Source organism: Mobilicoccus caccae (genome assembly GCF_030161635.1).
GTDB classification, from domain to species: domain Bacteria; phylum Actinomycetota; class Actinomycetes; order Actinomycetales; family Dermatophilaceae; genus Mobilicoccus; species Mobilicoccus caccae.
Genome location: NZ_BSUO01000001.1, coordinates 1,993,033 through 2,007,679 on the forward strand (window position 1 = coordinate 1,993,033; position 14,647 = coordinate 2,007,679).

Below are 14,647 nucleotides of genomic sequence, written 5' to 3' on the forward strand. Positions count from 1 at the left end.
TCGCCGACACGGGCTCCACCCATCCGCGGGCGGGCCGGTGGGCCGACAGGCAGAATCGAGGCGAGCGACCTCCGGCGGGTCTCACGGGCGCCGCCGTCGCGGGCCGACGCCCGCGCAGGGTCGAGACTGGAAGGGAGGCAGGTGCGGTGACAGCGGCACGGGCGGGATCTCGGGCACGACGACGTCGCCCCCTCGCGCTGACCGCCGCGACCCTTCTCCTGCTCGCCGGATGTTCGGCCCCGGACGTTCCGGTGACCGATCCCACTCCCACCCACACGCCGGCCACGGGCGACCCGATCGTCGTCAACTCCCTGGATCTGCCCACCGAGTTCGACCCCACCGACACGACCGATCCGTACACGACGCGCATCGCCTCGCTCCTGCAACGCGGACTGTTCCGCTACGACGCCAAGGGCAAGAGCGTCCCCGAGGTCGCACAGACGGTCGAGACCACCGACGACCGGGTCTACCGCGTCACGCTCGCCGAGGGGTGGCGCTTCTCGAACGGCGAGCCCGTCACCGCGGACTCCTTCGTCGACGCCTGGAGCCTCGCGGCCGACCCGGCCCACCCCCGGCTGCGACGCGACCTCTTCGCTCCGATCGAGGGATTCGTCCCGTCGGCCGACCTGCAGCCCACCACCTCACCGGCCACCGCACCCGCCACGCCCCCACCGGGGTCGAAGGACCGCCCGACCGGGCGCTCGCCCCGGCTCGCCGGGCTCACGGTGCTCGACGGCCGCACGTTCACGATCACGCTCTCGCGCCCGCATCCGAAGTTCGACCAACGCCTCGGACACGCCGTCTTCGCCCCGCTGCCCGACGTCGCGTTCACCGACCCCGCGGGATTCCGGCGCGCCCCGGTCGGCAACGGGCCGTACCAGATCGAGGGCGCCTGGACCGCCGACGGCGATCTGCGCCTACGCCCCAACGCCGCCTACACCGCGGCCGACCCCGCGCAGAACGCCGGCCTGGTGTTCCGCCCCTACTCCGACCCCGCCGCCGCCTGGCGTGACGTCGAGGCCGGACGTCTCGACGTGCTCGACGTCGTCCCCACCCACGAACTGGCCGACTACCAGGGCCGGTTCGGCGAGCGCGCCGTCAACCAGCCGGTCGGCGTCACCCTGGGACTCGTCGTCCCCGCCGGCGCGCCGCACTGGTCAGGTGAGGCCGGTACCGCGCGCCGCGCCGCGCTCTCCCTGGCCATCGACCGCGAGGCCCTCGCCCGGGAGGTCTTCGCCGGCACGCGCACCGTCGCGACCGACCTCGCCGCACCGGTCGTCGAAGGGCACTCACGCGACCTCTGCGCCGAACTCTGCCGCCTCGACCGCGACGAGGCCCTCTCGCTCCTGGCCGGCGCGGGCCCGCCTCCGGGCGGGGTGAGCATCGCCTACGCGGACGACCTCGACGAAGGCCCCTTCGCACGTGCTCTCTGCGCCGACCTCACCTCGACGCTCCAGGTGACGTGCACCCCGCGGGAGTACCTCACCGCCCAGGCGCTGGCCGAGGCCGTGGACGCGGGCCGGGAGTCCGGGCCCTACCTGGCTCGTCATCAGATGGACTACCCGCAACTCGAGAGCTTCCTCGTGCCCCGGTTCGCCCTCGGCGCCCTCACCAACGACTCCGGCTACGCCGACCCCGCCACCGACGCGGCGCTGACGCGGGCCGCGACCGCCACGCCACCCGAGCGCATCCCCCGGTTCCAGGCCGTGCAGAAGGACATCCTCGAGACGCTCCCGGTCATCCCCTTGGTGAACGTCCACGCGACCGCGGTGTCCTCGGCCTCGGTCAGCGGTGTGCGGATCGACGTGTTCGGCTCCCCGGGGTACACCCAGATCCGACGGCCCTGACCCGCCCGCCCCGACCGCCTCCGGACGTGCACGGGTCCGACTTTCGTCGGATCGAACGTGGACTCCCGGACGGTGCCGCTGTGACCGGCGCCTGCCTAGGCTGGAGTCATGTCCTCCCCCGTCGCGACCGAGCGAGCGTCCTGCCTGGTGCAGGGCGCGAAGTACCTCGTCGCGACCTTCATCTGCCTCACCACGTTCGTCATCAGCGTCTCCGCCGTGACCGACCCCGACGGCGGCGCCACCGCCGTGGTCAACGCCAAGTTGTTCCTCGACCTCGGACTCGGACTGGGCGCGTTGCTGCTCCTCCCCTGCGTCGCCGGTTCCCCCTGGCCGTGGCCCTGACCATCTCGGTCGCGATGGTGTTCTCGGGCTCCGCGTCCGGCGCCTGGTGCTTCGCGGCGATCTCCCTGGCCAAGGAGCGCCGGATCTGGCCCTCGGTACTCGTCCTGCTGGTGGCCTCGGCGGCGTCATCGGTGGGGTCGGAATGGTGGCTTCCGTCCCCGAGTTCCCCGGAGGACCCGCCGCTGTGGCTCCTGTTCCTCCTCGTGGTGCTGATGAGCAGCCTCGTCATGGCCGTGGGGTTCAACCTCGGGATCCGCCGTGACCTGGTGCGTTCCCTCCAGGAACGCGCGGAGACCGCCGAACGCGAGCAGGCCTCGCGCGCGGCCTCGGCCCGCGTCGCCGAACGCTCCCGCATCGCCCGCGAGATGCACGACGTGCTCGCCCACCGCATCTCGACCGTGGCGATGCACTCCGGCGCCCTCGCCTACCGCACCGACCTCTCACCGCAGGACGTGCAGGGCACCGCCCGGCTCATCCAGGAGAACGCGCACAGCGCCCTCATCGAGTTGCGCGACATCCTCGGGGTGCTGCGCGACGACGCCCGTATCCCGACAGGCCAGCACGCCCCCGAGCCGCCGCAGCCGACGATCGCCGACATCGCCGACCTGGTGACCGACGCCCGGGCCACCGGCCAGGAGGTCGACCTCGACCTGTCCGTGGACCCCGAGGACATCCCCGCCGGTGTGGGCCGTCACCTGTACCGCTCGGCCCAGGAGTGCCTGACCAACGCCCGCAAGCACGCCCCCGGCGCCCCGGTGGCCATCCGCATCACCCGCGACGGCGAGAACGGCCGGGCCAGACTGGCACTCGAGGTCAGCAACCCCCTGACCCGCCCGATCGGCCCGAGCGACACCTCACCCACGGCGCGCCCCGAGCCCACGTCCTGGGACCGGGCCGTGGACGGTACCGTCGGGGAGTCCGTGCTGCGGGCGCCGACGAGTGGACTGGGCCTGTTGGGACTGGCCGAACGCGCCGACCTCGCCGGTGGCCGCCTCGATCACGGCCCCGTGGGTGACCGGTACGTCACCCGGATCACCGTCCCCTGGCCCGAACGGAGTTCAGCATGAGCACGCCGACCGACGAATCCTCGCGGACGCCGAACGCGCCGGTCCGTGTGGTGATCGTCGACGACGACGCCCTCGTCCGGCAGGGGCTCGGCCTGATCCTCGGCGGCGACGGCCCGATCGAGGTCGTGGGTGAGGCGGCCGACGGCATCGAGGCCGAACAGGTCGTCGAGGACGCCCGCCCCGACGTGGTCCTCATGGACATCCGGATGCCCCGGCGTGACGGCATCGCCACGACCCGCGTCCTGCGCGCCCGGCCCGGCGCGCCGCGCATCCTCGTGCTGACGACCTTCGACGCCGACGACAACGTCCTCGACGCCCTCCGCGCCGGCGCGAGCGGGTTTCTGCTCAAGGCCACCAAGCCCGAGCGGATGGTCGAGTCCATCCTCGCGGTGGCGGCCGGGGAGCCCGCGTTCTCGCCCACCGTCATCGGTCAGGTGGTCGCGGCCGCGACCCGTGGTGACGCCGGCGACCGCCGCCGGGACGCCCTGACGTCCCTGGACGCCCTGACCGACCGCGAACGCGAGGTCGCCATCGCCGTGGCCCGCGGCTGGTCCAACGCCCAGGTCTCGGCCGAACTCTTCATGAGCGTGGCCACGGTCAAGGCCCACATCTCCAAGATCTTCGAAAAGCTCGGGCTAGAGAACCGGGTCCAGATCGCCGTGCGCGTCCACGACGCCCAACTGCTCTGAGCACGACGCCCAATTGCTCTGAGCCGACAGGCGACCCGTGTCAGGCCGGCGTCTGCGTCACCGCGTCGTAGGCCTGCCGGAGCTGGTCGAGCTCGGGACCGACCAGGCGGGACGGGCTGCCGACGGCGTCGAGGACGACGAACCGCAGCGTGCTCCCCCGGGTCTTCTTGTCCCGGCCCATGACGGCGAGGAGCTCGTCGAACCGGCCGGGCTCGTAGCTCGTCGGCAGGCCGAGCGAACGCAGGATCGCGCGGTGCCGTTCGACGGTCTCGGCGTCGAGTCGGCCTGTGATCCGTGCCAGTTCGGCCACGTAGACCATGCCCAGGGCGACGGCGTCGCCGTGCCGCCACCGATACCCCTCGACCTGCTCGACGGCGTGGGCGAAGGTGTGGCCGTAGTTGAGGATCTCCCGCAGGGAAGACTCGTGCAGATCGGTCGTGACGACTGCCGCCTTGACCGCGATCTTGCGTTCGACGAGTTCGCGCACGACCTCACCGTGGGGGTCGAGCGCCGCCGCCGGGTCGGCCTCGACGAGGTCGAGGATGACCGGGTCGCCGATGAACCCGCCCTTGACCACCTCGGCCAGGCCGGCCGCGAGGTCGGCGCGCGGGAGCGTGGCCAGGACGTCGAGGTCGCACAACACCCCGGCCGGCGGGTGGAAGGAGCCGACGAGGTTCTTGCCCTCGGCCGTGTTGATGCCCGTCTTGCCGCCCACGGCCGCGTCGACCATGCCCAGCAGGGTCGTGGGGACGTTGATGAGCGGCACCCCACGCAGCCACGTGGCGGCCACGAATCCGCCCAGGTCGGTGACGGCTCCCCCGCCGACGGCCACCACGACATCACCCCGGGTGAAACCGGCGCGGCCGAGCATCCCCCACAGGTGCGCCGCGACGTCGATGGTCTTGGCCGCCTCGGCGTCGGGGAGCACCTCGACCAGCGTGGTCACCCCGTGCGCCTCCAGCGCGGTCGCCAGTCGCCGGGCCAGGTCGGCCACGGGCTCGGCGTGGACCACGAGGGCCCGGTGGCCGATGCGGGGACCAATCGGGTGATGCGGTCGGCCACACCGCGGCCCACGAGGACTTCGTAGGCCTCCGCGCCCGAGCCCACCCCGATCGTGGTCACCTCTGCCGAGGTCGCCCCCGCGCCGACGCGCACCTCATCCATCCTGGCTCCTCTGGTTCGCGTCGCTCTCGATCGCCGCGGCGATCTCGGCGACGATGTCGGCCACCTCGCGCTCGTCGGTGTTCACCCGCAGCCACGCCAGACGTTCGTAGATCGGCCGTCGATCGGCCATGAGCTGCAGCCACTGACCGCGCGGGTTGAGGGCGAGCAGCGGGCGTCCCTGGTCGAACCCGGAGCGGCGTGCCGCGTACCGCAGGCTGACGTCGAGGAACACCACCCGGTGACCCGCGAGCAACTCCTGCGTGTCGGGGTCGAGGACTGCGCCGCCGCCGAGGGAGACCACGCCCGGGTGCTCGGCCAGCGCGTCGGCCACCGCCGCCTTCTCCAGTGCCCGGAAACTCGCCTCGCCCTGGTCGACGAAGATGTCGGTGATGCTCGTGCCCGCCCGATGCTCCACGAGCGCGTCGGTGTCGAGGACGGTGAGTCCGAGACGCTCGGCGAGCGCGACCCCGACGGTCGACTTGCCCGACCCGGGAGGCCCGGTGAGCACGGCCACCGGCCTCACCACGACCTCATCCCCTCGGGGATCGCGGCCAGGTAGCCCTCGACGTTGCGCGCCGCTTCGGCGACGCTGTCACCGCCGAACTTCTCGGCCACGGCGTCGGCGAGCACGAGGGCGACCATCGCCTCGGCCACGACGCCGGCGGCCGGAACGGCACAGACGTCGGAGCGCTGATGGATGGCGGTCGCCGGCTCGCCCGAGGCGACGTCGACGGTGTCGAGTGCCCGCGGGACCGTGCTGATCGGCTTCATCGCCGCGCGGACGCGCAGGACGTCTCCGGTGGACATGCCGCCTTCGGTGCCGCCGGCGCGGCCCGTGGCCCGCCGGATCCTCCCCTGCTCGTCGCGCGCCATCTCGTCGTGTGCGGCCGACCCGCGGCGGGCCGCGGTGCGGAACCCGTCGCCGACCTCGACGCCCTTGATGGCCTGGATGCCCATGAGCGCGGCGGCCAGGCGGGCGTCGAGACGACGGTCCCAATGCACGTGCGAGCCCAGGCCGGGCGGGCAGCCGTAGGCGAGCACCTCGACGACGCCCCCGAGGGTGTCGCCGTCACGGTGCGCGGCGTCGATCTCGGCGACCATCGCCGCCGAGCCGGCCCACTCGAACGCGCGCACCGGGTCGGTGTCGAGGGCCGACACGTCGTCCGGGCCGGGCAGCGGCGCCTCGTCGCTCACACCCGCGGTACCGATCGCGACGGTGTGCGAGAGCACGCGGATGCCGGCCACCTGCTGGAGGTAGGCCGCGGCCACGGCCCCGAGGGCCACCCGCGCCGCGGTCTCGCGGGCCGAGGCGCGTTCGAGCACCGGGCGGGCGTCGTCGAAGTGGTACTTCTGCATCCCCACGAGGTCGGCGTGCCCCGGACGCGGGCGGGTGAGCGGCCGGTTGCGCGCGATCTCCTTGGGGGCGTTGACATCGCCGGCGGCCGCGTACTCCTCGGCGGGCACCGGGTCGGGACTCATCACCGTGGCCCACTTGGGCCATTCGCTGTTGCCGATGCGCAGCGCGAACGGCGACCCGAGGGTGCGGCCGTGCCGCAACCCGCCGATGATCTCGATCTCGTCCTGCTCGAACTTCTGCCGCGCACCGCGCCCGTGGCCCAGGCGGCGGCGAGCGAGGGCCTCGGCGATGTCCTCACTGGTCACCTCGACCCCCGAGGGCATCCCCTCGAGGATCGCGACCAGGGCGGGGCCGTGGGATTCTCCGGCGGTCAACCAACGCATGCGCGTATGGTTCCACGACCCACCGACAACCCCTCGGTCCGGCCCATCCGCTGGACCCCGGGCACGCTCAGGCGCAGTCGACGCGCTCGGCCAACGCCGCCCTCAGCGCGGTGCGCATCGCCTCCAACGGAGCCGAGCGACCCGTCATGAGTTCGATCTGTCCCGCGGCCTGGTGCAGCAGCATCTCCGCGCCCGAGACCACCGTGGCGCCACCGCCCTGCGCCCACTGCGCCAGCGGCGTCGGCCAGGGGGCGTAGACCACGTCGAGCAGGACCAGGGCCTCGAGATCGGTCGGACCCACCCGCACGGCCGGGTCCTCGAGACCGAGCACGGTGCCGGCCGGCATCGTCGAGACCACGACGTCGGCGCCCTGCAGTGTCGCGCGCAGATCCGGCGTCCGGCCCAGAGGAACCACCGAGGTGGCCATGCCCAGACGATCGGCCAGCGACTCCGTCTCCGGCCGTACCCGGTCGCGGACGACGAACGTGACCTCGCGGACCCGCAGCCGGGCGAGAGCGTCGAGCGCCGACCGCGCGGTCGCCCCGGCACCCAGCACGACAGCCCGCCGGCCGCCGTGGAATCCGGCTTCCGTCAACGCGCCCAGGACGCCGTCGGGGTCGGTGTTGGAGGCGACCCAGCCGTCCTCCCGGCGCACGAGGGTGTTGGCCGCGCCGATCCGGCGTGCCTGCTCCGTCGCCGCCGACGCCAGGTCGAGGGCGGCCTCCTTGTTGGGCATGGTCACCGACAGCCCGACCCAGTCACGGCCCAGGCCCTCGACGAACGTGCGCAGGTCGAGTTCTCCCGGCCCGCCGATGCGGTGGCGGTCATAGCCCCAGCCGTCGAGGCCCAACGCCGCGTACGCCGCGCGGTGCAGCACCGGCGACAGCGAGTGGTCGACCGGCGATCCGACGACGCCGGCCCGATGCGTCAGCACTTGTCCGGGTTGGCCTGGCAGTAGGCCTGGAACTCGCGGACGTTGGCGTTGTGCTCGTCCAGGGTCGCGGCGAACTTCGTCTCGCCCGTGTCCGGCTTGACAGTGACGAAGTAGAGCCAGTTGCCCGTGGGCGGATCGACCGCGGCCTTGACCGCCTCCGCGCCGGGGCTGTTGATCGGCCCCTGGGGCAGACCCGGATGCAGGTAGGTGTTGTACGGGTTGTCGTCGGCCCGCTCCTGGTCGGTCGTGGTCAGCGCCCGCTTGCCCACGCCGTAGGCGACGGTGGAGTCCATCTGCAGGGGCATCCCGATGCGCAGCCGGTTCTCGATGACGGCGGCGACCTTGCCGCGGTCCTGCGGCATCCGTGCCTCGGCCTCGACGATGCTCGCGATCGTCACGACGTCCTTCATCTTCGCCTCGTCGACACCGAGCGCCGAGAACCGGCCCTTCGCCTGACCCACGAGCTCCTTGAGCTGGTCGGCGGCGCCGACCTTGGGCCCGAAGGTGTAGGTCGCGGGGAACAGGTAGCCCTCGAGGCGCCCCTGTGCCGCCGCCGGCAGACCGAGGGCCTTCGGATCCTTCGCCGCGGCCTCGTAGTCCGCCACGGGCACACCCGTACCCTTCGACAGCGCCGCGAAGATCTCCGTGGCCCGCAACCCCTCGCGGATCGTCACGACCTTCTCGTCCCGTGCCTCACCACTACGCAGGCGCGAGACGGCGTCGCTCGCCTTCATCTCCTTGTTCAGGGTGTACGTGCCGGGCTGGATCGCGTCCCCCGGCTGATCGGTGAGCGCCTTCTCGAAGGACTCGACCGTCTTGACCACACCCTTGCCGACGAGCGAGGTGGCGATGTCCCGACCCGTGTCGCCCTGATGGACCGTGACGCTGACCTCCCCGCTGCCGGGGCCCTCGTAGTCCTTGCTCTCCAGGAGGCCACCCACGACGGGTGAGATGACCGAGAACGCCAGCACGATGCCGCCGATCAACAACGCGACCGCCACCCCGAGCACGATGAAGCGTCGCCGCCGCGCCGGGTCGTGCCGCGGGCCACCGGGCTCGTGATCGTCGTGATCGCCGTGCTCGTGGGTGAACACCTCGTGCTCCTCGTGCGCGTCGTGCCCGGCCAGGAGCGCGTCGTAGGAGGGCTCACCCGCGTGCGGGTGGCCGTCGTGCCCGAGCCCCTCGTGGCGCTCGTTCCCCGGCCGGTCGTCATGGCCGTGTCGGTCGGTCATCCTGGCGTCCTTCTGTGTCGGGGTTTACGCAACGCAACAATCTCACCCGGAGCGGTGCCCGCGGTGCGTTCGGCATCGAGCGCCGACTGCAGGATCAGCACCGCAGCGGCCTGGTCGACCACCTCGCGGTGTCGTCGCCCCGCCCGTCCGCTCTCGTGCAGGGTGCGGTGGGCGTCCACGGTCGTCAGCCGTTCGTCGACCAACCGCACGGGCACGGGCGCGATCCGCCTGGCCAACGCGACGGCGTACCGCCGCACGGAGGCCGCGGCCGGTCCTTCCTCGCCCGAGAGCGACCGGGGCAGTCCGACGACGACCTCGAGCGCCTCGTGCTCGGTGACCGCCTCGGCGAGCGCGAGCATGTCCGCGCCGTCGAGCTCCTCGGCATCGGCACGAGGCAGGGTCCGTACCGGAGTCGCGAGGACACCGGCAGGGTCGGACATCGCGAGTCCGACCCTGACCGCGCCCACGTCGACGCCCAGCCTGGCTCCCGGCCTCAACGGCGGCTCATCCTGCGATCTCGCGGATGGCACGCCCGACGGCCCCCAGGGCCTCGGGTGCCTTCGCGACATCGGTGCCGCCGCCCTGGGCGACGTCGTCCTTGCCGCCGCCACCGCCGCCGAGGACTCCGGCGGCCACCTTGACCAGGGCACCGGCCTTGATGCCCTTCTCACGGGCCGCGGCGTTGGTCGCGACGACGATGACCGGGCGTCCCTTGCCGACAGCGGTCAGCGCGACGACGGCGGGAGATCCCTCGCCCAGGCGCGAGCGTAGGTCGAGGACGAGCTTGCGCAGGTCGTCGGCGGAGACCTCGGCGGCGGTGTCGTGGGCCACGACCCGCACGCCGGCGACGTCGGTCGGACCCTCGGCGAGCGTCGCCGCCTGCGAGAGCACCTGCTGCGAGCGGATGGCCGCGATCTCGCGCTCGGCGTCCTTGAGTCGCGTCAGCATGAGCGAGATGCGGTCGGCCAGCTCCTCGGGGCGTGCCTTGACGATGTCGGTGAGCTGGGACAGCACGGCGCTCTCACGCGCGAGGTGGCTGTAGGCGTCGGCACCGACGAGCGCCTCGACACGCCGCACGCCCGACCCGATCGAGGACTCACCGAGCAGCTTGACGACGCCGAGCCGCCCGACGCTCGCGGCGTGAGTGCCGCCGCAGAACTCCTTGCTCCACGTGCCGTCACCGATGGAGACCACGCGGACCTCGTCCCCGTACTTCTCGCCGAACATCGCGAGCGCACCGGACTCCAGCGCCGTCTTCTTGTCCATGACGTCGGCGCTGACGGGCTGGTCGGTGAGGACCACGTCGTTGATGCGGCCCTCGATCTCGGAGAACAGGGTCGGCGACACCGGCTGGCCCCAGCTGAAGTCGAACCGCAGGCGCCCGGGCGCGTTCTCCGAACCCGCCTGGGTGGCCGTGCTCGACAGGGCGTCGCGCAGGGCCTGGTGGAGGATGTGCGTGGCCGTGTGGGCCCGCGAGACCGACTTACGACGCTCGACGTCGACCCGGCCGGTGGCGGTGTCGCCCACGCCCAGCTCGCCGCTCTCGACGATGCCGCGGTGCACGATGAGGCCGGTGATCGGCTTCTGCACGTCGGTGACCCGCACGAGCGCGCCGTCGAGTTCGATGACTCCGTGGTCGGCGAGCTGGCCACCGCTCTCGGCGTAGAACGGCGTCGCGTCCAGGACGAGTTCGACCTCGTCCCCCGCCCGCGCCCGGGTGCCGGACTCCCCGCCGACCAGCAGACCGGCGACCCGGCCCTCGCCGATGACTCCCTCGTAGCCGAGGAAGTCGACGGGGCCGGCCAGGGTGTCGGAGATCTCGCGGTAGAGGTGGGTGTCGATGTGACCGCTCTTCTTGGCCTTGGCGTCGGCCTTGGCGCGGTTGCGCTGCTCGGCCATGAGGGAGCGGAAGCCCTCCTCGTCGACCGAGACGCCCTGCTCGGCCGCCATCTCGAGGGTGAGGTCGATGGGGAACCCGTAGGTGTCGTGGAGTTGGAACGCCTCCGCGCCGGCCAACTGCGTGGCGCCCGACGCCTTGGCCCGGCCGACCGCCGTGTCGAGGATCGTGGTGCCCGCGGTGAGGGTGCGGCGGAACGCCTCCTCCTCGGCGTAGGCGACGTCGCTGATCCGCGGCCAGTCACGCTTCAGCTCGGGGTAGCTCTTGCTCATCCGATCGAGGCTCACGGGCAGCAACTCGGGCAGGCAGGGGTCCTGCACGCCCAGCAGACGCATCGAGCGCACCGCGCGCCGCAGCATCCGCCGCAGCACGTACCCGCGGCCCTCGTTGCCCGGGGTGACGCCGTCGCCGATGAGCATGAGGGAGCTGCGGATGTGGTCGGCGACCACACGTAGGCGCACGTCGTCGGGGTGGGAGTCCGAGGCGGTCTGTCCGCCGGTCGCTCCGTACCGCTTGCCGGCGAGATCGGCCGCCCGCTCCAGGACGGGATAGACCTCGTCGATCTCGTACATGTTGTCGACGCCCTGCAGGATCGAGGCCAGACGCTCCAGACCCATGCCGGTGTCGATGTTCTTCTTGGGCAGGTCACCCGCGATGTCGAAGTCGGTCTTGCTGCGCACGGCCGACAGCTCGTGCTGCATGAACACGAGGTTCCAGATCTCCATGAACCGGTCCTCGTCGACGGCGGGGCCACCGTCGGGGCCGTACTCCGGGCCGCGGTCGACGTAGATCTCCGAGCAGGGCCCGCCGGGCCCGGGAACACCCATGCTCCAGTAGTTGTCCGCCTTGCCGCGGCGCACGACCCGATCACGGGAGATGCCGGTGATCTCGGTCCACAGGCTCGCGGCCTCGTCGTCGTCCTCGTAGACCGTGACCCACAGCTTGTCGGGCTCGATCCCGTAGCCGCCGTCGCCCTGGGACGTGGTGAGCAGGCCCCAGGCGTACTCGATGGCCCCGGCCTTGAAGTAGTCACCGAAGCTGAAGTTGCCGTTCATCTGGAAGAACGTGCCGTGCCGGCTGGTCTTGCCGACCTCGTCGATGTCGCCGGTGCGGACGCACTTCTGCACACTCGTGGCGCGATCCCACCGCGGGGTCTCCTGGCCGAGGAAGTACGGCTTGAACGGCACCATCCCGGCGTTGACGAAGAGCAGGTTGGGGTCGTCGTAGAGCAGGGGTGCGCTGGGGACCACGGAGTGTCCCTTGCTCTCGAAGAAGCGGAGCCAGCGGCGCCTGATCTCGGCGGTTTCCATGAGTCGTTCCTTCGTCGTCGGGCTCGTCCGTCATCCGCAGCCGAAGCCATCCCTCGAGACACACGCCCGCAGCGCGGCTCATGCGTGACGGATCTGTCGACTAACACTACGTCGAGCAGGGAATGACCGGCGAAGCCCCGCCCGGGGCGTGGCGACGGGACCTCGGAGTTCCTGGCAGGTCAGACGCGGGTCGGAGGCCGTCACGGGCGCACGTGCCCCCGTGGCCGCCCAGACCAGCTCGCGCCCGAGGATGTGCCAGAACGAGACGCCCACCTCCGACGATCATCATCGTCGCGACGACTCCCAGGGCCAGGGCAGGCGCGAGGCCTCCGGCGTGTCGAGATCGGCACCCCATGAACACCCGGCGACCGGCCGTCGAGAGCCCTCGCCACGAGAACCGGCAGGTCCTACTACGCGGTAGACCGGTGGGCAATATGCGAAGTTTCACGAATCAGAAGCGACAAGGTCACGATTAGGTCACGACGCCGGGAATGTGCCGGAACGCCCCGCCTGAGGGAAAGCTTCGCTCTACCTTGAGGCAACGCCTTTCGGCGTCGATGCCGTCCCGAGCCATCAGGGCGGCGTCACACCCCCGGACAGAATCATCCGGCCGAGTCGACCAGCGCGGCCGGAGCAGGAGGTCACGACCATGCATCTCAAGACTCGTGCGGCCCTCGTCGCCGGACTCTCGGCCACGGCGCTCCTCGCCGCCTGTGGCGGCGGAGGTGGCGGCCAGCAGGGCGGCGGTGGCGGTGACGCCACCGGCGATGGAGCCGCCGGCGGCGAGATCACCGTCCGCGGCTGCCAGCCCCAGAACCCCCTCATCGGCGGCGACACCGGCGAGTCGTGCGGTCACGACATCGTCGAACTCTTCGCCGCCACGCTCTTCAGGTACAACCCCGAGACCGGCGCCCCGGAGAAGGACATCGCCGAATCCGTCGAGTCCTCGGACAACCAGACCTTCACGGTCAAGATCAAGCCCGGTTACAAGTTCCACGACGGCACCGAGGTCAAGGCCAAGAACTTCGTCGACGCCTGGAACTACACCGCCTACGGCCCCAACGCCCAGTACCTGGCCTACTTCATGGAGCCGATCGTCGGTTTCGCCGACGTGTCCTCCGAGGACCCCGACAGCGACGGGCCGAAGGAGGCGCCGAAGCCGAAGTCCGAGACCATGTCCGGCCTGAAGGTCGTCGACGACCACACCTTCACGATCCAGACCACCGAGCCGGTCTCCAACCTCCCGGTCCGTCTCGGCTACACCGCGTTCGCACCGCAGCCCGACGCCTTCTTCGCGAACCCCGAGGAGTTCGCCAAGAAGCCGGTCGGCGCGGGCCCCTACCAGGTGGAGTCCTACGACCAGGGACGCCAGGCCGTCCTGACCAAGTTCGCCGACTTCTCCGGTGAGCGAGGCGGCAACGTCGACAAGATCACGTTCCGGATCTACCAGGACTCCGAGGCCGCCTACAACGACCTGCTCGCCGGCAACCTCGACGTCATCGACGAGATCCCCAGCAGCGCTCTGGTGGCCAAGAAGTACCAGTCCGACCTGCCCGAGCGGTTCGAGCAGAAGGCCTACCCCGCCATCCAGACCGTGACGTTCGCTCCCGACAAGGTCTCGCCGGACTACGCGAACCCCAAGGTGCGTCAGGCCATCTCCATGGCGATCGACCGCCAGAAGATCATCGACGACCAGTTCGACGGTGCGCGTCAGCCTGCCGACGGCTGGGTGGCGCCCGGCGTGGAGGGCTACAAGGCCGGAACCTGCGGTGAGTTCTGCACCTACAACCCGGAGAAGGCCAAGCAGCTCCTCCAGGAGGCCGGCGGCTTCGACGGCAAGCTGACGATCTCCTACAACGCCGACTCCGCCCACAAGGCGTGGGTCACGGCCACCTGCAACTCGATCCGAGGCGCTCTGGGTGTCGACTGCGTCGCCACTCCCGTGACCGACTTCGCCACGTTCCGCGACCAGATCGGCGCGGGCAAGATGAAGGGCATGTTCCGGTCCGGGTGGATCGCCGACTACCCGCACATCGAGAACTTCCTCACGCCGATGTACGCCAAGGGCGCCTCGAGCAACGACAACAAGTACGACAACCCGGAGTTCGACAAGGCGCTCGTCGAGGCCGGTAAGGCGCAGGGCGAGCAGTCCCTCCAGAAGTACCAGGAGGCCGAGCAGATGCTTGCGCAGGACATGCCGGCCATCCCGATGTGGTACTACACGGCCACCATCGGTTGGTCGGAGAAGGTCGAGAACGTCCAGGTGAACGCTGCCAACGGCCGCCCTGACCTCCTCGCGGTGACTGTCAAGCAGTGACCTCACGACAGGCCGCCCGACCTGCGCCCTGAGCAGTGTCGGGCGGCCTGTCCGAGCCCCGGGGCCAGGGGCCTGCGGCCCCGAGGCCTCAGGCCCCTGGGCGTCGAC

General features: G+C 71.4%; 13 protein-coding genes. 5 read left to right on the forward strand and 8 right to left on the reverse strand.

Features of this window, described 5'->3' with window-relative positions; all coding sequences use genetic code 11:
• The first annotated feature begins 251 nt into the window (after positions 1-251).
• The 4 genes from QQK49_RS09670 to QQK49_RS09685 all read left to right on the forward strand — a co-directional run bounded on the left by QQK49_RS09670 (position 252) and on the right by QQK49_RS09685 (position 3,945).
• Complete coding sequence (locus QQK49_RS09670) at positions 252-1,847, forward strand: peptide ABC transporter substrate-binding protein (protein WP_284303726.1); 1,596 nt, start codon at positions 252-254, stop codon at positions 1,845-1,847.
• A gap of 108 nt (positions 1,848-1,955) precedes the next feature.
• On the forward strand, positions 1,956-2,189 hold the full coding sequence (locus QQK49_RS09675; RefSeq protein WP_284303727.1) for a hypothetical protein: 234 nt from the start codon (positions 1,956-1,958) through the stop codon (positions 2,187-2,189).
• Positions 2,180-3,256: a sensor histidine kinase gene (locus QQK49_RS09680; RefSeq protein WP_284303728.1), complete on the forward strand. Its 1,077-nt coding sequence runs from the start codon at positions 2,180-2,182 to the stop codon at positions 3,254-3,256. The genes QQK49_RS09675 and QQK49_RS09680 overlap by 10 nt, the downstream gene beginning before the upstream one ends.
• Positions 3,253-3,945: a response regulator gene (locus QQK49_RS09685; protein ID WP_284303729.1), complete on the forward strand. Its 693-nt coding sequence runs from the start codon at positions 3,253-3,255 to the stop codon at positions 3,943-3,945. The genes QQK49_RS09680 and QQK49_RS09685 overlap by 4 nt, the downstream gene beginning before the upstream one ends.
• A 40-nt stretch (positions 3,946-3,985) precedes the next feature.
• Here the strand turns inward: QQK49_RS09685 and aroB are convergent, their stop codons facing one another.
• The 8 genes from aroB to alaS all read right to left on the reverse strand — a co-directional run bounded on the left by aroB (position 3,986) and on the right by alaS (position 12,222).
• Positions 3,986-4,939 carry a 3-dehydroquinate synthase gene (aroB, locus tag QQK49_RS09690; RefSeq protein WP_348536150.1) on the reverse strand — a complete coding sequence of 318 codons (954 nt, stop codon included), beginning with the start codon at positions 4,937-4,939 and terminating at the stop codon, positions 3,986-3,988.
• Entirely contained in the window at positions 4,888-5,109 is a 222-nt protein-coding gene (locus tag QQK49_RS22750; protein WP_348536151.1) for a hypothetical protein, read from the reverse strand. The genes aroB and QQK49_RS22750 overlap by 52 nt, the downstream gene beginning before the upstream one ends.
• Positions 5,102-5,632: a shikimate kinase gene (locus QQK49_RS09695; protein ID WP_284303730.1), complete on the reverse strand. Its 531-nt coding sequence runs from the start codon at positions 5,630-5,632 to the stop codon at positions 5,102-5,104. Before QQK49_RS09695 ends, QQK49_RS22750 begins: the two co-directional genes overlap by 8 nt.
• Entirely contained in the window at positions 5,629-6,849 is a 1,221-nt protein-coding gene (gene aroC, locus QQK49_RS09700) for a chorismate synthase (RefSeq protein ID WP_284303731.1), read from the reverse strand. Before aroC ends, QQK49_RS09695 begins: the two co-directional genes overlap by 4 nt.
• Positions 6,850-6,916: 67 nt before the next feature.
• Positions 6,917-7,783, reverse strand: coding sequence for a shikimate dehydrogenase (locus QQK49_RS09705; protein WP_284303732.1), 867 nt, complete (start codon positions 7,781-7,783; stop codon positions 6,917-6,919).
• Entirely contained in the window at positions 7,777-9,015 is a 1,239-nt protein-coding gene (mltG, locus tag QQK49_RS09710; protein WP_284303733.1) for an endolytic transglycosylase MltG, read from the reverse strand. The genes QQK49_RS09705 and mltG overlap by 7 nt, the downstream gene beginning before the upstream one ends.
• Positions 9,012-9,455: a Holliday junction resolvase RuvX gene (gene ruvX / locus QQK49_RS09715; protein WP_431310527.1), complete on the reverse strand. Its 444-nt coding sequence runs from the start codon at positions 9,453-9,455 to the stop codon at positions 9,012-9,014. The genes mltG and ruvX overlap by 4 nt, the downstream gene beginning before the upstream one ends.
• Before the next feature lie 64 nt (positions 9,456-9,519).
• Positions 9,520-12,222, reverse strand: coding sequence for an alanine--tRNA ligase (alaS, locus tag QQK49_RS09720; protein WP_284303735.1), 2,703 nt, complete (start codon positions 12,220-12,222; stop codon positions 9,520-9,522).
• Between the two features lie 649 nt (positions 12,223-12,871).
• Between alaS and QQK49_RS09725 the strand changes: the two genes are divergently transcribed.
• Positions 12,872-14,539, forward strand: a complete 1,668-nt coding sequence (locus QQK49_RS09725; RefSeq protein WP_284303736.1) for a peptide ABC transporter substrate-binding protein — start codon at positions 12,872-12,874, stop codon at positions 14,537-14,539.
• The last annotated feature ends 108 nt before the right edge of the window (positions 14,540-14,647 follow it).